Origin of the sequence: Vibrio sp. 05-20-BW147 (assembly GCF_013369385.1) — a bacterium.
In the GTDB taxonomy this organism is placed as follows: Bacteria; Pseudomonadota; Gammaproteobacteria; order Enterobacterales; family Vibrionaceae; genus Vibrio; species Vibrio floridensis.
In genome coordinates, this window is the sequence record NZ_SZTO01000004.1 from 20,678 (window position 1) to 37,391 (window position 16,714).

Sequence of the window (16,714 nt, forward strand, 5' to 3'; positions counted from 1 at the left end):
GTTGCAGACCTCACCTAGAATAATGCGACCGACAAGGAGCAACAAATGGAACAGAAACCTACCCACACCAGCGGCCAATGCCCAGTAATGCATGGCGGCGCCACTTCTTCAAATTCATCCAATGTCGCTTGGTGGCCTAAAGCCCTCAATCTCGACATCCTTCATCAACATGACCGTAAATCCAACCCAATGGGTGCCGATTTCAGTTACCGTGAAGAGCTCAAAAAACTGGATGTTGAAGCACTCAAACGCGATCTCAAGGCGCTGATGACTGATAGCCAAGATTGGTGGCCAGCAGATTGGGGACACTACGGCGGTTTGATGATCCGTATGGCGTGGCACTCAGCAGGCTCTTATCGTGTGGGTGATGGCCGTGGTGGTGCGGATACTGGTAACCAACGTTTTGCTCCGCTGAATTCTTGGCCTGATAACGCCAACCTAGATAAAGCGCGACGTCTACTTTGGCCAATTAAGCAAAAGTACGGCAACAAAATTAGCTGGGCTGATTTGATGATTCTTGCGGGCAACATGGCGTACGAGTCAATGGGTCTGAAAACCTTCGGCTTTGCCTTTGGTCGTGAAGACATCTGGCATCCAGAAAAAGACATTTATTGGGGTGCAGAGCAAGAATGGTTAGCGCCATCTGGTGCAGAAAACAGCCGTTACTCTGGTGAGCGCGACCTAGAAAACCCGCTCGCTGCTGTGATGATGGGCCTTATTTACGTTAACCCTGAAGGTGTAGATGGTAATCCTGACCCACTAAAAACAGCCAAAGACATGCGTGTGACTTTTGCTCGCATGGGGATGAACGATGAAGAAACGGTCGCGCTGACGGCGGGTGGTCACACGGTTGGTAAAGCACACGGTAACGGCAACGCAGCAAACTTAGGTGCCGATCCAGAAAGTGCGGATTTGGAAGAGCAAGGCCTAGGTTGGAACAACCATAAGTCGCGCGGCATCGGTCGCGACACGGTGACCAGTGGTATTGAAGGCGCATGGACGACAAACCCAACACAATGGGACAACGGCTTCTTCCATCTGCTATTTAGCTACGATTGGTGGTTACAGAAGAGCCCAGCAGGTGCTTGGCAATGGGAACCAGTGAACATCAAAGAGGAAGACAAACCGGTTGATGTGGAAGATCCAACAATTCGCCACAACCCCATCATGACCGATGCAGACATGGCGCTGAAACTGGACCCAGAGTACCGTAAGATTTCTGAGCGATTCCACAAAGATCCCGCTTACTTCTCTGAAACCTTCGCTCGCGCCTGGTTTAAGCTGACTCACCGCGACATGGGACCAAAAGCTCGCTACTTTGGCCCAGATGTCCCTGCAGAAACGTTGATTTGGCAAGATCCTGTTCCGACTGGTCGTAAAGACTACGACGTAGATGCAGTGAAAGCGAAAATCATCGCCAGTGGTTTGAGCATCGGCGAAATGGTTTCGACCGCGTGGGATAGCGCACGCACCTTCCGCAACTCAGATAAACGTGGTGGTGCCAACGGTGCTCGTATTCGACTTGCGCCACAGAAAGATTGGCTAGGCAACGAACCAGAAAAACTCGCGAAAGTGCTTAATGTCCTTGAAGCAATTGCCTCTGAGTTCAACATCAGTGTGGCAGACACCATCGTGCTTGCAGGTAATGTGGGTGTGGAGCAAGCCGCGAAAGCCGCTGGTATTGCAATCACCGTTCCGTTTGCAGCAGGTCGTGGCGATGCCACCATCGAGCAGACCGATGTGGAATCTTTCGACGTCCTTGAACCAATTGCTGATGGATTCCGCAACTGGCAGAAACAACACTATGCGGTCAACCCTGAAGAGTTGCTGCTGGATCGTGCTCAACTGCTTGGCTTAACAGCACCAGAGATGACGGTATTGATTGGTGGGCTACGCGTACTCGGTACGAACCATGGCAACACTAAGCACGGTGTGTTTACCGATAATGTTGGCGCACTAAGTAATGACTTCTTTGTGAACTTGACAGACATGCGTTACACCTGGAAGCCAACCGGTCGCAACTCTTACGACATCGTCGAGCGTAACAGTGGCAATGTTAAATGGACGGCAACCCGTGTTGACTTAGTGTTTGGTTCCAACTCAATCTTGCGTGCTTACGCTGAAGTGTACGCTCAAGATGACAACAAAGAGAAGTTCGTGAAAGACTTTGTGGCCGCTTGGACTAAGGTAATGAACGCGGATCGCTTCGATATCTAATCGAATCACTTATTAAACTTGCACTCAAAGCCCCTTAGCTAACATGCTCGCTAGGGGGCTTTTTCATGAAAATTTGCTGCGAAACGCAAAATAGACGGCACCAACCAAACACAAGCCAGCCCATAAGTAATCTAGTTTCAGTGGTTCACGTAAATAGAACACAGAGAACGGTACAAAAACCATCAAGGTAATCACTTCTTGTAGAATTTTAAGCTGGCCTACATTGAGTGCCGTGTATCCAATGCGGTTCGCGGGTACTTGGAGAAGGTATTCAAAAAGCGCAATCCCCCAACTCACCAAAGCGGCAATAATCCAAGGTTTGTTGTTCAACTCTTTAAGATGCGCATACCAAGCAAATGTCATAAATACATTGCTGCAAATTAACAAGCCAACACTGACAACAATCGGGTTCACTTCTGCTCTCGCTTAAAAATCCTTTAAAAAGATTTCTTTAACATCAACGAAAAACGGGCGCTCTTTCGAGCGCCCGCTTAAATATTCTTCTCGTGGTATCACCACAAGTAAAACAAGCTTAGATAACAGTTACGTTAGAAGCTTGTGGGCCTTTTTGACCGTCTTCAACGTTGAAGCTTACTTTTTGGCCTTCAGCAAGAGTTTTGAAACCTTCAGAAACGATTGCACGGAAGTGTACGAATACATCTTTGCCGCCGTTGTCTTGAGAAATAAAACCAAAACCTTTAGTCTCGTTGAACCATTTAACTGTACCTGTCATTTTACCAGACATAGTGACCTCTATTAAAAATTTACATTAAACATTTCTAGCTGTTACTAGTGCATGAATGGTCTATCGAGAGAAAGTTTACGCAGGTTTAACGAGGTATATCGAGAACTAACTGAGAAGGAACTTTTACTTAATCTAACACATGCACTCTTTGTAAGAGCTGAGCAACACTATACTTGGTTCCTAGAAAAGAACAAGTGTTTTTAACAAAAAGAATGAAATCGTTTTCTTTTTTTATCCCCTCGGTAGATAAAGGAAATTTTAGATTTATCCCCTTAGGAAGCTTCCCACTCTCATTTGGCTCTTTTCGTGCATATTGGTAAAAAATAAAGCACATTATAGTTTTAAAACAAACACATAAAACTTAATGCATAAAAACAAACTATCTTGTTATAGTCCTAGGCTAACGATCTAACACACAAATTGTTCACACCTTCGACATATCGAACAATTAATCTACAGAAAGACCAAGTTAATGGAAATCGAAGTCAACCCGTTTGGTGGAAACTTGCTGCTAACACAGCGATAACATAGAATCTAATCACTGCACTAAAGGAAATTAGTTTAAAGATAATGGCTTTTACACTCGACCTTAGAACACTGTGTATTATCACATCGTGTATTTGCTTATCTTATGGCGCTGGGCTTGCGCTTTTTAGCCGTGCACACATTAAACAGTATAATTTGCTGACCTTCGTTTTGGCGCTCTTGCTCGTAGGCTCTTCGACAATATTGGTCGCGTTACGGGAGTTCATACCCGACTTTGTCTCTATTATGGTCGCCAATGTTTTAATGAGCGCTGGTTTCTCATGCTTTCTCTACGGTTACAGCCAGTTTCGAAAGTCGACAAATCGCTTTGTGCAATTTTCCTTCTTCCTTCTTTTTCCCCTGACGCTGGGTTTCGCCTATTTTACTTACGTAGAACCTTCCATCAGCGCACGTATCGTTGTTATCGCCACCTTCTTATCACTCACACTTTACATGACGGCGTATAACGTTTGGAAAGGTGCTGCTAGCGACTCCCGCCTGCCAGTCAATATCATAGTCGCTTCCTTCAGCATTGTCGGAACGACCGAGTTGATTCGAGCGAGCTACTTCTTCATTTGGCCAGAGGAAGACTATTTTAACGGCTCAAATGCGAGTATTTTTGTTCTACAAATGTCCTACTTATTTGGCACACTCAATATCGCCATCACCACCTTTGGGTTAGTTTGGTTGATTAACGAGCGCTTGATCTCCTCGCTACAGGAAATGTCTTTAACAGATAATCTCACTGGTTTCTTTAATCGCCACGGCCTTGAACAACAACTGCCACAGCTCGTTCACACCTCGCAAAAATCGCAGCAACCACTTTCAGTACTCATGCTTGATATCGACCATTTTAAGTTGATCAATGACACTTACGGCCATTTAGAGGGCGACAACATTTTGAAACGTTGCGCTGAAGAGATTCAATCGCTTCTTCCGACTGAACATCTGGCTTTTCGTTACGGTGGAGAAGAATTTCTCGTGGTTTTGAACAACTATGATCTTTTGCAAGCACAGAGACTTGCCGAAGTGATCCGCCAAGCCATCGAACTTAAAAAATTGACAACACTGTCAGGTAGAGGCCTAACGCTGAGTATCGGTTTAACGGAGTTACTCCCAAGAGATGGGATTGATGATTTGATCAAACGTGCTGACCAAGCGCTGTATACCGCGAAATCTCAAGGTAGAAATCTGGTGGTTGTACAAAGGGACTAATACTCGTGTGAAAGATTCCTGCGCCTAATCACCAATACAAATGACCAATGACAGAAACAACAAAGCCCGCTCAGATGAGCGGGCTTTGCGTTTGTTCTAGAAGAACGAATATGGTGCGTCCAAGTGGACTCGAACCACCGACCCCTACCATGTCAAGGTAGTACTCTAACCAACTGAGCTATGGACGCTTTACGCACTGTTCTCGACTAACCATTCGTTTGAATGGTGCGTCCGAGTGGACTCGAACCACCGACCCCCGCCATGTCAAGGCGATACTCTAACCAACTGAGCTACGGACGCATTCCTTGAGAACGAGGAGGATATTACCCAGTGAAGCGGTATGGCGCAAGTAGATTTTTGCCCTTTTCATACCGTTTGCTCTATTCCTAATCTTTTTGCTCTGTTTTTAGCCTGATTAATCGACAGTGATATGATCTAATTCACATTTTAAGGCGTAGCAAGTTCAATAACCTTACGCTCTTTCAGCTTCAACTGATGAATTTCTGTAGCCCAGTATTGGTCAATTAACCGTTTTAGCAACCCTGACTTATCCGCCTGCCGTAGTGCTTTCTCAATAACAGATTTGTGCTCCTTCGCTTCCTCACTTAAATAGAAACGAAAATCACGGTGATAAATGAGTAACAGATGCTGTTCAATGTCAAGATGTGGATTGAGACGAGACTCAGCCATCACTTCATTGACACCGCGAGGAAAATAGTTGATTGGACCGTCGCTTGATAGCTTGTCATAAAGCATTCGCCACTCACCGTCCTGCTGATAGAAAGCGAGATCGTTGTATCGCCAAACAGCAGAATCATACCAAGCGTAACCCAGTCCTGCCGTTAAACCACTTTTTCTCAAATCATCGAGGCTATTAATTGCATCATATTGTGCTTGTGCACCTTTGGGGATCAACAAGACTCTCTGACCAATCAAACCATTGGTTACTGGGGAATCAATATAAGTGTATTGCTGATCCCGTTCTTTGGTCTGCAATAGCCACATCACGGATAGTTGATTGTTTTCCACCATTTTCACCAAACGCTTTTGCGGGATATGTTCAAACGGTGTTTCTATGTTGAGCTTAACGCCGATGCCCTCTAGGGATTGGCGTAACAACTCGTGGTAGAAGAGATGGCTGCCGTCGAGTTGGGTGGGAAGTACCAAAGTAATCGCATTAGGCTGGGCAGCAAAAATTGAGAAACTAAAAAACAGTGATATCACAGCAAACCATCTCATAACCTGTCCTCTATCTATCGCTTCTTTAAAATATAGGACTTTTTCGGTTATTAGGTAGCAAGCAAATCAATCATCTTCTTCGACATCAAAGACGACGTTGTAATTTTCTGTGTATGTGCAATTGGGTTGTCGACTACAAGTAAAGAAACGCCGCCCTTTAAACTCTCCTTGTGAGGCAATTTTAATCACCATCGGGCTGCCACATTTCTTACAGAAACGCACTTCCTTATCTGGTTCAATAAGATCAATATGCGCGGCAAGTAAGCGTCTTAGTCGCCCCACTTGATAACTGTGTTTCACTGAGGTGCCAATCAACGGAATATTGGCCGTTTTGCACACTTGCATCAGTAATTTTTCCCGCTCGACTTTCACTTTGTTGAGCTCTTTTCCGTTATCCAACTCAATAATCACACGTGGCTCAAACGTGCGCGGGTCGCAGATGACATAGTCAAAGTACATACGTGAGATACGATTGCTGGCGATAAACAATTGTTTTTTACTGTTAATGTCTTTTGGGGCAACGACATTGGCCATGCTCACTTTGGCAAAGACTACGCCATGCTCGCCAATCGCGGTTTTCAATGCATTGAAGAATGCCACTTCATGCCCTTTAAGCACCGAGCCTTTCGAGCGATACGCATAATCCTTAGTGTCATCTTGTTTAACCACATACTTCTGAATGATGAAGAAAAACAAAATCAGCAGCACAACAATGATAAAAATCTCAGTCATCTGGGTAATGTCACTCAAAACATAGCTTTAATTGCCAAATACACTATGTGTAAACCAACTGGATGACAAGAGAAAACCCGTCAGTGGCACGCGTCGATGCTACTACTTTGGTAGAGTTCACGTTTCAAATTGATTTAGATCAACTCAATCGCGTTCAACGCTGACTAGAGTCAAGGGGTTAGTTAATGAAATGTTAATGTAAAGCCAACACGGAAGTGAGGAAATGTCCATGGAGTTGAAACAAGACCCACGCTGTTACACCGATGTGTGTATCGACGGTAAGTGGTATCACTATGACCACTGTGGCACTACCGCCTATATGTTAAAGGGCGGCAGTTCAGAAGAGATTAAGCTCTCTCGGGAACCTAGCACAGAGAATGAACTCATCGAACTGTTGATGATGCGATAATAGGTCATTTTCTTTATGTCACCCGTCTGCTTTTCACGAAGTAGCAGATGAGTGACATACTCTCCTATTATCGATATTTAGCGATGATCGCTTGATACAAAGTCTGCTGGGCGCCATCACTTGCCGTTTTCTTGAGCACATCAATCGCTTGTTGCAGCATACGCACGGAATCTCCACTTACGTCCTTGTTAAAGGCATAATAGAGCTCTCCTTCTTGCAACACGTAAACGGCTTCAAATTCATTCGAGTTAAAGCCTGCTTTAGAAATCCACCAGCTTGCGACATTTTCCTCGTATGCCCATAAATCAATTCGCCCTTTATATAACTGCTCCGCAAGGGTTGATGCGTATGAGCTCTCTTGCATTGAGTTTCTTGGAACCCCTAATTCCAGCAATAGCTGCTCACCAACATCGTCACGAATCACACCAATGCGATATTGGACCAAATCGCTGGAGCGGTTAATAACTATCTGAGCATCTTTCTTAGCCATAACAACAATTCTGGTTGAACTGATAGGTCCGACCCAATTAAACAGATTTTCACGCAGTTTGGTTCTGGTCATGGAAAACAGCACAGTATGTTTATCAATAAGCGCCGAGCGATATGCCCTCGCCCATGGTTGGACTGAAATATCTTCTTTGGTGACCGGCTGCATGGCTATAGCGCTTGCAGCCACCAGAAGATCAACCGCAATACCACGAAGTTCCCCCTCTTCAGTGAAGTTATAAGGTGGGTACTCTTCGGTGAGATAAGTTATTGCTTGTAGATCGGACTTAGCTAGGCTGGTTGTCGCGAGTAGGCAAGTAATAAGAAACAGAATTGAACGGAACATAACGCCCCCTAATTGTGATCCCTTGCAAGTAAATGTAGTCCTGAATTGACACATCTACCAACAAGGAATCACACCGCCACCTGTAAATTCAAAGTTGAGCGTCAGGCTGATTTTCGGGTTTGGCGAGATCGAATGCGGGCAGTTGATTGCATGCGGCAACGACGGCATTGATGGTTGGATACGGTGCCATGTTTACGCCAAAACGGAGCGCGTTATACACCTGAGGGACCAAACATATATCGACGATACTTGGACTAGAACTGACGCTAAAAACACACTCGCCATAGTGTTTACGGTGAGTCAATAGCTTCTCTTCCACCGCTTTAAAACCCATATGAATCCAATGATGCACCCACAAACGTTTTTGCTCTTCATCCACTTCCAAACTGCCTTCAAGATACTGCAGGACCCGAAGATTATTCAGAGGATGAACATCAATCGCGATGTCTTGCGCCAACGCCAACGCTTGATACTTGAGTGGCCCCATAGACGGGATCACTTGAGTCGATGAATAGTTATCATCGAGATACTGAATGATAGCCAACGACTGATTGAGTACCAGATCCCCATCCACCAACACGGGCACCAGCTCATTGGGGTTCAGAGCATGGTAATGCGCGAGATGCTGCTCTCCGCCATTTTTCACTAAATGAATCGAGTGGTTTTCATAGCGGAGCTGCTTCAGGTTTAAGCAGATCCTCACGCGATAGGCGGCAGACGATCGCCAATAACCATAGAGTTTAAGACTTGTCTCCATACCAACCTCATTTATGCTGATAACGACTCACTTGTTGTTCAATCGCACCAAAAATAGATTGCCCTTGCGCATCAAACATTTCTAAGCGAATAGAATCGCCAAAACGCATAAATGACGTGCTGGCTTGACCATCACGAATTGTTTCAATCATACGAATTTCGGCAATGCACGAATAACCAACACCACCTTCTTCAATCGACGTGCCGTGATCGGTTCCTTGCTTATTCGACACCGTACCAGACCCGATGATGGCACCTGCAGACAGCGGACGCGTCTTTGCCGCATGCACAATCAGATCGGCAAAATCAAAGGTCATATCTACGCCGGCATTCGGTTTGCCAAACGGTTTATGGTTGTAGGTTGAGATCAGCGGCAGATGAAGTTTGTTTTCATACCAGGCTTCACCCAGTTCATCCACAGTAACGGCGACGGGAGAAAACGCAGAAGAGGGTTTGGATTGAAAGAAGCCAAAGCCTTTGGCGAGTTCAGCAGGGATCAGGCCACGCAACGAAACATCATTCACCAGCATCACGAGACGAATCGCGTCTTCTGCTTGCGCAAAACTGGCCCCCATTGGCACGTCACCGGTGATCACCGCCACTTCACCTTCAAAATCAATGCCCCACTCTTCACTGGCAAATTCAATGTTGTCACGTGGTGCGATAAAGGCGTCGGAGCCCCCTTGGTACATGAGCGGGTCTGTCCAAAAACTTTCTGGCATTTCAGCACCGCGGGCTTTGCGCACTAATTCCACGTGATTGACGTATGCAGAGCCATCGGCCCACTGATAAGCACGCGGTAACGGTGAATGGACCAAGGTCTCTTCGAACGGCAAGCTTCCCGTCACCTCGCCTTGATTGAGCGCTTGATAAAGCTCTTTCAGCTTTGGCTCGCACACAGACCAATGATCCAATGCAAGCTGCAATGTCGGCGCAATGTCAGCCGCGGAAACATAACGGCTCAAATCGCGACTAACGACGATCAACTCACCATCGCGATGCTCATTCTTTTTGGTTGCTAATTTCATCTCTCTTCCCTTCTCAAACCTTGCTGTTCTGTCGTCCGTGTTATTTTTGATTTTCACGCCAACTGTAGACGTATTCTTTGTTTTCTACACTGTCGAGCTCTTGTGCAAACGTTAATGCATGGCGCGTATCAATCATCACCGCGACTTCGTCGGTGAACTTTTTCTTATACTCTTGGCCGGCTTTGAATGCCTTAGGATGCGGCCCGTGGGTAAAGCCTGCCGGGTGAAACGTCACCATGCCAGCTTCAATGTTGTCGCGGCTGAAAAAATCCCCCGCATGGTAGAACAACACTTCATCATAATCGTCGTTGTTGTGATAAAACGGCACTTTCAACGCGCCAGGGTCACTTTCGATAGGACGCGGCACGAAGGTGCAAACAACAAAGCCGTTCCCAACAAAGGTGGTGTGTGCTGACGGTGGCAAGTGATAACGATGAGACATCAATGGGCGTATATCGCGCCAGTTCAGTTTCACTACTGAGAGATCACCATGCCAGCCAATGGCATCCAATGGATTAAACGGATAGGTAATCACGCTCACCTTGTCGTGGCGTTTTACTTCCACACGCGTCTCTTGCTCTGAGTATTGCGCTCTGAACTGATCGTTGATCGACGGCGTTTCAAGTACCGCAGGGTCAAATACCGCGTGATTGCCAACTAACCCTTTCTCTGGCAGTGAATACGCGGCATCGGTGTTTTCAATCATCAAAATAAACATCGCCTCTGACGGCTCCAAGCGCCAGTTGGTTGAACGCGGGATCATCACGTAATCCCCTTCTCCTACTGACAAATGGCCATAGTCACAGTAAAGGTCGGCCTTACCTTGATGGATAAAGAGCAGCTCGTCGCCATCGGCGTTTCGCGCCAGAAATTCCATTTTAGTTTGGGTTTTCCAGACTCGAACTTTACATTCGTGATTGTGAAGCAAATGCGGCACACTCCAAGGAGAGGCTTGATTGGCGCTGGTTACGCGAGTGAAATCAAACGCTCTCGGTCTTAAATCGCCTTGCCAATCGACCCAGCCTGTTGGGGCATGTTGATGATGAAAATGCGCAGCGGGGCCAAAGAACCCACTACGCCCCGCTTCACGTTCGTAAATCGCCTCTTCGGGAAAATCGGCATGTGCCTGCTTGGAGCAGACACCTTCCCGATGAGGAAAGGTGATCCATTTATGCATTATTGAGTACTCCACGGCGAATTTGATCTTCTTCTATCGATTCGAATAGCGCTTTGAAGTTACCTTCGCCAAAACCTTCATTGCCTTTACGCTGAATGATTTCAAAGAAGACAGGCCCGATAACCGTCTGGGTAAAGATCTGTAGCAAAATGCCATCTTTTAGCGGTGCACCATCGATCAGGATGCGTAAATCACGCAATCGAGACACATCTTCTTTGTGTCCTTCAACACGGCTATCTACTTTGTCGTAATAGGTATCCGGCGTGGGCATAAAGTCCATACCTCGGTCGCGCAGCGTTTGAACCGTTTGGTAGATGTCGTCCGTGGTGAGCGCGATGTGTTGAATGCCTTCACCATTGTACTCACGAATGAACTCTTCGATTTGTGACTTATCGTCCGAAGATTCATTGATTGGGATACGAATTTTGCCACATGGTGCGGTCATCGCTCGGCTCACCAGACCGGTGAGTTTCCCTTCAATATCGAAATAACGAATTTCACGGAAATTACCAATACGCTCATAGAATCCCGCCCAAGTATCCATGTTGCCGCGTTTTACGTTGTGGGTAAGGTGGTCAATTTCATACAGGCCAACATCCGACTTCGCTAGGCGCTGAGCGGCGTCATCATAAAACCGAAAATCGACATCGTAGATACTCTGCTTACCATAGCGATCGACAAAATAGAGCAAGCTGCCACCAATGCCATACACAGCCGGGATACTCAGCTCCATCGGCCCGATTTCTGTTTTGTATTCTTCTGCGCCATTGGTCAATGCGTGCTTAAGTGCTGACGCTGCATCCTGCACTCGAAATGCCATCCCACATACTGAAGGTCCATGAACTTTTGCAAACTCCTCAGCCTGACTGTGCGGCTGAGCATTAACGACAAAGTTGATATCGCCCTGGCGATATAGCCAAGCTTCTTTCGAGCGATGCTTGGCGACTTCCGCAAAGCCCAGCGAGGAAAACAAATGCTTAAGCTGCTCGATACCTGTGTTATCTGCGGCGGTGTATTCGACAAACTCAAATCCGTCTGTGCCCAGTGGGTTGATTGCATCCACCATGACTTTCTCCTTTTAGACTGCTTTTATTTTGGTTAACACTTTGTTAACTTGAACCAGAGTTAGAAGAATTGGAATAGCGCCTGTCTACTCAAGAAAAACTCAATCCATACGCCAAAATGTAAAGCATTTGTTACACCACGTGCCAATAACCATAATCTGACTCAAAAGCGTGCCATTCCTTCTTCGATTACCCCTTTGCGTTGTACGAGGCAATTTACACACCAATCGCAAATGTAAACATTATGTTAACCAATGACTGATGGTTATTTTTTCGCTGTTTAAAACGTCATTATTGTGTCAGTCAGTCCGTTTATTTGATTCAACGCAGTTTTATTGTCTGCCAACTATGCACAATGGAGCATTCTGTTCCTACACGGGCGCTGCCCACAGCAAAAGAGAGATCAGCCGAATGATTCCAGTAAACCAAGAACGTCTTATCGAGCATTTTTGTCAGCTAGTGCGTATCGACAGTGAGTCGATGAATGAAAAAGCGATTGCCGAAGCGCTGGCTGAACAGTTGGGCGACATGGGTTTTACCGTGCACAAACTGCCTGTGCCAGAACACATCTCCAATGGCTTTAACGTCTATGCACGCCTAGAGGGTGAGCTTGAAGGTTCCATCTTGTTAAGCTGTCACATGGATACCGTGGCGCCGGGCAATGGCATTGAGCCTGTGATTGAAGATGGCATTATCCGTTCAAAAGGAAACACCATTCTTGGTGGTGATGACAAATCGGGCATCGCCGCCATTATGGAAGCGGTCCGTTTGTTGAAAGAGCAGAATCAACAGCACAAAACCATTGAGCTGGCCTTTACTGTGCATGAAGAAGGCGGCCTGTTTGGTTCCGAATATTTTGATATGAGCTACGTCACTGCTCAGCAAGCGATTGTACTGGATACCGGTGGCCCAATTGGCTCTATTGTCACGGCGGCACCTGGCCAACAGAAAATCGTCGCCACGATTAAAGGCCGCCCTGCCCACGCAGGTTTGGCCCCAGAAGAAGGCATCAGTGCCATTATGGTTGCCGCCGATGCCATCAATCAAATGAAGTTGTTGCGTATTGACGCGGAAACGACCGCCAATATTGGTTCGGTTCACGGCGGTCAGGCGACAAACATTGTCATGCCTGAGTTGAAAATTGTTGCGGAAGCTCGCTCGCTTAATGCAGCAAAGCTCGATGCACAAGTCGAGCACATGATCACGACTTTTGAGCGTGTCGCCGAAAAACATGGTGCGGAAGTTGAGATTGAGTCCAGCCGTGCGTACAACGCGTTTGTGCTTAGCGATGATCATCCTCACGTGGTGGAAATTAAGCAAGCTTTTGCGGACATTGGTGTGGACGCGATGACCAAAGGCACTGGAGGTGGTAGTGATGCCAATAACTTCAATGCCAAGGGTTTAACGACGGTCAATCTTTCCACCGGCATGTCAAAAGTACACACCACGGAAGAGTTCATTGCCATTGCGGACATGGTCAAAATCACCGAATTTTTGACTCACTACTTAGCCAAGTAACCCCTTCGACGCACTGGCCTCGCCAGTGCGTTTTCTCTGTTGTTTGTTTCCTCTCCTATTTTTCTCTCGGACCCAAGTTCTGATCACCCATTGCGTTGAAAGTTCTTTAGATCTCGCAAAGCAATGAAACGAGAGCTTATCTTTCATAGATTTATCGATAATCATCACATTTAGTTGCTATTCAAATGATTACTATGCATTTGGTTTTAATTAATAACGTGATAATCAAATGAAAAAGACCCTGTTAACCAGTGCAATAGCGCTCTCCCTGACTTTTCCAGCCCTCGCCGCGAATGGCGATATCCATAACGTTACGATTCTCGGCACATCCGATCTTCACGGCCATTTTATGCCTTGGGACTACGCTGCGGACAAACTCAATATGAGCGGCAGCCTGAGCCAAATCGCCACCAAAGTAAAAGCGATTCGCCAAGAACAAAATAACGTCATCTTGGTCGACGCAGGTGACACCATTCAAGGCAACTTTGTCGAAACGTTTAAAGAAGAGCCGATCGATCCAATGATGCTCGGCTTCAATGAGATGAACTATGACGTTTGGGTATTAGGCAATCATGAGTTTGATTTTGGCTTGAACGTGCTTAATCGCTCTCTCACCCAATTCAAAGGCACCTCTCTGGCAGGTAACATTCAACGCCCTGATGGCAACCCTTTTTTGCCGGGTTACACCATCATCGAGCGTGGCGGGATCAAAATTGGCGTGATCGGAATGGACACACCCATGACGCAAGTCTTCGCTGAAGGAACCAATCGCCTTGAAGGGATGACCTTCACTAACCCGACGCTGGAAGTGAAAAAAATCGTCAAGCAGATTGAGGGCAAAGTCGATGCGATTGTGCTAGTTGCCCACATGGGCCTCGACAATGAAAATGACATCGCAGACACCGGTGTCACCGACATTGCCAACGGTAACCCAGAGCTCGATGCCATTGTGGCCGGCCACATGCATACGCGCATTGATAAAGCCGTGGTCAATGGCGTCATCATCACCGAGCCCGACAAATATGGCCGCGCGCTGTCACGCATTGACTTGCAGTTTGAAGAGCAAAATGGCCAGTTCACCTTGATCAACAAAGACAGCTACACCTACAAGATCAAAGGCGTCGATTCGGATGACAAGATGGAATCGCTCTACGAACCGTATCACAAGCGTCTGCGTGAAATGGCCAACCGCGAAGTGGCACAGCTAACTGGCGTGAATTTAGTACCAGAAAACGACATTCGTGGTATCCCGCAAGTGCATATTCAAGACACAGGGATCAGTGCACTTTTCCAAGAAGCGAGTTTTTTCTACGCACCTCAAGCCAACGTCATTGCACTGCAAATTGACAATGACAACGCCAAGTTGGACGTAGGCCCAATCAAAGCTAAAGACATCGCATACAACTACCAATATGCGGGTGGCGAGATCACGGTTTATCAAATGACGGGCAAAGAGTTGAAGCAGTACATGGAATGGTCTGCTGGTTACTTCAATTCTGTGCAAGCGGGGGATGTGACATACAGCTTTAATCCTGAAAGACGCGCCTCAAAGTACTCAACCAACGACTTCTTCGCGGGCGTCACCTACACCATCGACTTAACTCAGCAAGCAGGCCAACGCATTACTGATCTCAAGTTTGCCGATGGCAAACCCGTGTTAGACGACAGCGAGATTCGCCTCGGTATGAACAGCTACCGTATGGGCCATTTGACCAAAAAAGGCGGCGTATTAGAGGGCAAAACCTTCCCTGTTCTGTTTGATACCGAAGCAAAATATGGAGAGGAACAAGGCACCATCCGAAATCTCACCATCCGCTACCTCACCGAGCAGAAGCAAGGACAATACGTTGGCCAACCGATGCAACGCTGGAAACTCTCTGGTTTGCAGGGGTTTGAGAAAGAAAGGGCGATCGTCAAACAGTTGATCAACGAAGGCAAAATCGATGTACCTTCCAGTGAAGATGGCCGCTACACCAATATTGCTTCAATGAATGTCAAAGCACTGGTGTTCACCAATCCACAGGCTAAAAACGAAGCCATTACTTCTCGCCTTGCTAAAATTGAGGAAGCGAATCCTGCGGAGAAACAACATCTTAAGCGCGAGTTGATCCTCATCGAAGCACTGAACCCATAAACCACGTCTGTGCACCTCTTGGTAGGTGCACATTTTTTCTCTCGCAAAATTGTCACAATAAAATTCCCTTCCGCGCGCTTTTGCCTGTCGACATCACAAAAAAAATAGGATAGTTTTAGATGTATAGACGTCTAAAAGAGATTAGCTTAGGGAGAAAGCTGTGCCTATTCGTATTCCAGATCAATTACCAGCCGCCGATGTTTTGCGTACTGAAAACATCTTCGTCATGAACGAAACTCGTGCAGCAAGCCAAGAGATTCGTCCACTAAGGGTGCTGATTCTCAATTTGATGCCGAAAAAAATTGAGACCGAGACTCAGTTTTTACGCCTGCTTTCCAACAGTCCACTTCAGGTTAACGTTGAGTTGCTACGCATTGACGATCGCCCGAGCAAAAACACCCCTACTGAACATCTCGACAATTTTTATCGTCAGTTTGAGATGGTGAAAAACCGTAACTTCGACGGCCTGATCATCACTGGCGCGCCGCTTGGTTTGGTGCAGTTTGAAGATGTCATTTACTGGGATCACCTCAAAACCATTATGGAATGGGCCAAATCCCATGTGACTTCCACCCTCTATGTTTGTTGGGCAGCACAAGCTGGGCTCAAACTGCTCTACGATTTGCCGAAGAAAACGCGTAAAGAGAAGCTCTCTGGCGTATATCACCACCGTATTCACAAACCTTACCATCCGGTTTTACGTGGTTTTGATGATTCTTTCTTGGCGCCCCATTCTCGCTACGCCGATTTTTCACCAGAGTATCTCGCAGAACACACCGATTTGGATATTCTCGCCACGTCTGACGATGCAGGCGTGTACCTAGCCACCACCAAAGACAAGCGCAACGTCTTTGTTACTGGCCATCCAGAATATGACCCGCACACGCTGCACAATGAATACATTCGCGATTTGGGTGAAGGCATGGAACCGGCGATTCCGGTTAACTACTACCCCAACGACAACCCAGATAATCCGCCAATTGCAAGCTGGCGTAGCCACGGCCATCTGCTTTTCTCGAACTGGTTGAACTACTGCGTCTACCAACAAACGCCTTACGATCTCGATCATTTCAGCGAAGAAGCGTTTACCAAGGACGAATAGCGCCACACGAAATCAAACCGT

15 protein-coding genes and 2 tRNA genes are annotated in these 16,714 nt (G+C 46.6%); 6 read left to right on the plus strand and 11 right to left on the minus strand.

The window, feature by feature from the left end:
- The first annotated feature begins 45 nt into the window (after nt 1-45).
- Complete coding sequence (katG, locus tag FC652_RS04480; protein WP_176297636.1) at nt 46-2,217, plus strand: catalase/peroxidase HPI; 2,172 nt, start codon at nt 46-48, stop codon at nt 2,215-2,217.
- 63 nt (nt 2,218-2,280) lie between these two features.
- Here the strand turns inward: katG and FC652_RS04485 are convergent, their stop codons facing one another.
- Both FC652_RS04485 and FC652_RS04490 read right to left on the minus strand, forming a co-directional pair.
- Nucleotides 2,281-2,631 carry a DMT family protein gene (locus FC652_RS04485; protein WP_011150137.1) on the minus strand — a complete coding sequence of 117 codons (351 nt, stop codon included), beginning with the start codon at nt 2,629-2,631 and terminating at the stop codon, nt 2,281-2,283.
- 118 nt (nt 2,632-2,749) lie between these two features.
- The gene (locus tag FC652_RS04490) at nt 2,750-2,962 is read right to left on the minus strand and encodes a cold-shock protein (protein WP_176297637.1); all 213 of its coding nucleotides are present in this window, start codon (nt 2,960-2,962) and stop codon (nt 2,750-2,752) included.
- 771 nt (nt 2,963-3,733) lie between these two features.
- On the opposite strand from FC652_RS04490, the gene FC652_RS04495 reads away from it, so the two are divergent.
- Nucleotides 3,734-4,702 carry a GGDEF domain-containing protein gene (locus tag FC652_RS04495; protein WP_255199125.1) on the plus strand — a complete coding sequence of 323 codons (969 nt, stop codon included), beginning with the start codon at nt 3,734-3,736 and terminating at the stop codon, nt 4,700-4,702.
- Nucleotides 4,703-4,813: 111 nt separating this feature from the next.
- On the opposite strand, the gene FC652_RS04500 is transcribed toward FC652_RS04495, so the two are convergent.
- The 4 genes from FC652_RS04500 to FC652_RS04515 all read right to left on the minus strand — a co-directional run bounded on the left by FC652_RS04500 (nt 4,814) and on the right by FC652_RS04515 (nt 6,673).
- A tRNA-Val gene (locus tag FC652_RS04500) sits at nt 4,814-4,890 on the minus strand.
- Between the two features lie 35 nt (nt 4,891-4,925).
- Nucleotides 4,926-5,002: transfer RNA gene (locus FC652_RS04505), tRNA-Val, on the minus strand.
- Nucleotides 5,003-5,149: 147 nt separating this feature from the next.
- Nucleotides 5,150-5,941: a hypothetical protein gene (locus FC652_RS04510; RefSeq protein ID WP_176297639.1), complete on the minus strand. Its 792-nt coding sequence runs from the start codon at nt 5,939-5,941 to the stop codon at nt 5,150-5,152.
- Nucleotides 5,942-6,007: 66 nt separating this feature from the next.
- The gene (locus FC652_RS04515) at nt 6,008-6,673 is read right to left on the minus strand and encodes a DUF2726 domain-containing protein (protein ID WP_176297640.1); all 666 of its coding nucleotides are present in this window, start codon (nt 6,671-6,673) and stop codon (nt 6,008-6,010) included.
- A 229-nt stretch (nt 6,674-6,902) separates the two neighbouring features.
- Here FC652_RS04515 and FC652_RS04520 point away from each other — a divergent pair, with 229 nt between their 5' ends.
- Nucleotides 6,903-7,082, plus strand: a complete 180-nt coding sequence (locus FC652_RS04520; protein WP_176297641.1) for a hypothetical protein — start codon at nt 6,903-6,905, stop codon at nt 7,080-7,082.
- Between the two features lie 67 nt (nt 7,083-7,149).
- On the opposite strand, the gene FC652_RS04525 is transcribed toward FC652_RS04520, so the two are convergent.
- The 5 genes from FC652_RS04525 to hppD are packed head-to-tail and all read right to left on the minus strand — an operon-like array spanning nt 7,150 to nt 11,941.
- The gene (locus FC652_RS04525; RefSeq protein ID WP_176297642.1) at nt 7,150-7,968 is read right to left on the minus strand and encodes an ABC transporter substrate-binding protein; all 819 of its coding nucleotides are present in this window, start codon (nt 7,966-7,968) and stop codon (nt 7,150-7,152) included.
- Between the two features lie 34 nt (nt 7,969-8,002).
- On the minus strand, nt 8,003-8,671 hold the full coding sequence (gene maiA / locus FC652_RS04530; RefSeq protein WP_045623697.1) for a maleylacetoacetate isomerase: 669 nt from the start codon (nt 8,669-8,671) through the stop codon (nt 8,003-8,005).
- 7 nt (nt 8,672-8,678) lie between these two features.
- Nucleotides 8,679-9,698 (minus strand): fumarylacetoacetate hydrolase family protein, encoded by a 1,020-nt coding sequence (locus FC652_RS04535; protein WP_176297643.1) that lies wholly within the window; start codon nt 9,696-9,698, stop codon nt 8,679-8,681.
- A gap of 40 nt (nt 9,699-9,738) precedes the next feature.
- A complete protein-coding gene (locus FC652_RS04540; RefSeq protein WP_045597880.1) occupies nt 9,739-10,875 on the minus strand; it encodes a homogentisate 1,2-dioxygenase in 1,137 nt (378 codons plus the stop codon).
- Nucleotides 10,868-11,941 (minus strand): 4-hydroxyphenylpyruvate dioxygenase, encoded by a 1,074-nt coding sequence (gene hppD / locus FC652_RS04545; protein WP_011080604.1) that lies wholly within the window; start codon nt 11,939-11,941, stop codon nt 10,868-10,870. The genes FC652_RS04540 and hppD overlap by 8 nt, the downstream gene beginning before the upstream one ends.
- A 409-nt stretch (nt 11,942-12,350) precedes the next feature.
- On the opposite strand from hppD, the gene FC652_RS04550 reads away from it, so the two are divergent.
- The 3 genes from FC652_RS04550 to metA all read left to right on the plus strand — a co-directional run bounded on the left by FC652_RS04550 (nt 12,351) and on the right by metA (nt 16,693).
- Complete coding sequence (locus tag FC652_RS04550) at nt 12,351-13,457, plus strand: M20/M25/M40 family metallo-hydrolase (protein ID WP_176297644.1); 1,107 nt, start codon at nt 12,351-12,353, stop codon at nt 13,455-13,457.
- A 229-nt stretch (nt 13,458-13,686) separates the two neighbouring features.
- Nucleotides 13,687-15,591, plus strand: a complete 1,905-nt coding sequence (locus tag FC652_RS04555; protein WP_176297645.1) for a bifunctional UDP-sugar hydrolase/5'-nucleotidase — start codon at nt 13,687-13,689, stop codon at nt 15,589-15,591.
- Nucleotides 15,592-15,751: 160 nt separating this feature from the next.
- Nucleotides 15,752-16,693, plus strand: a complete 942-nt coding sequence (metA, locus tag FC652_RS04560; protein WP_080536030.1) for a homoserine O-succinyltransferase — start codon at nt 15,752-15,754, stop codon at nt 16,691-16,693.
- The last annotated feature ends 21 nt before the right edge of the window (nt 16,694-16,714 follow it).

Coding starts and splice junctions, on each gene's coding strand:
- maiA (WP_045623697.1), bottom strand. CDS start 8,671: ATGGAGACAAGTCTTAAACTCTATGGTTATTGGCGATCGTCTGCCGCC.
- FC652_RS04555 (WP_176297645.1), top strand. CDS start 13,687: ATGAAAAAGACCCTGTTAACCAGTGCAATAGCGCTCTCCCTGACTTTT.
- hppD (WP_011080604.1), bottom strand. CDS start 11,941: ATGGTGGATGCAATCAACCCACTGGGCACAGACGGATTTGAGTTTGTC.
- FC652_RS04540 (WP_045597880.1), bottom strand. CDS start 10,875: ATGCATAAATGGATCACCTTTCCTCATCGGGAAGGTGTCTGCTCCAAG.
- FC652_RS04525 (WP_176297642.1), bottom strand. CDS start 7,968: ATGTGTCAATTCAGGACTACATTTACTTGCAAGGGATCACAATTAGGG.
- FC652_RS04495 (WP_255199125.1), top strand. CDS start 3,734: ATGGTCGCCAATGTTTTAATGAGCGCTGGTTTCTCATGCTTTCTCTAC.
- FC652_RS04490 (WP_176297637.1), bottom strand. CDS start 2,962: ATGTCTGGTAAAATGACAGGTACAGTTAAATGGTTCAACGAGACTAAA.
- katG (WP_176297636.1), top strand. CDS start 46: ATGGAACAGAAACCTACCCACACCAGCGGCCAATGCCCAGTAATGCAT.
- FC652_RS04535 (WP_176297643.1), bottom strand. CDS start 9,698: ATGAAATTAGCAACCAAAAAGAATGAGCATCGCGATGGTGAGTTGATC.
- FC652_RS04515 (WP_176297640.1), bottom strand. CDS start 6,673: ATGACTGAGATTTTTATCATTGTTGTGCTGCTGATTTTGTTTTTCTTC.
- FC652_RS04510 (WP_176297639.1), bottom strand. CDS start 5,941: ATGAGATGGTTTGCTGTGATATCACTGTTTTTTAGTTTCTCAATTTTT.
- FC652_RS04520 (WP_176297641.1), top strand. CDS start 6,903: ATGGAGTTGAAACAAGACCCACGCTGTTACACCGATGTGTGTATCGAC.
- FC652_RS04550 (WP_176297644.1), top strand. CDS start 12,351: ATGATTCCAGTAAACCAAGAACGTCTTATCGAGCATTTTTGTCAGCTA.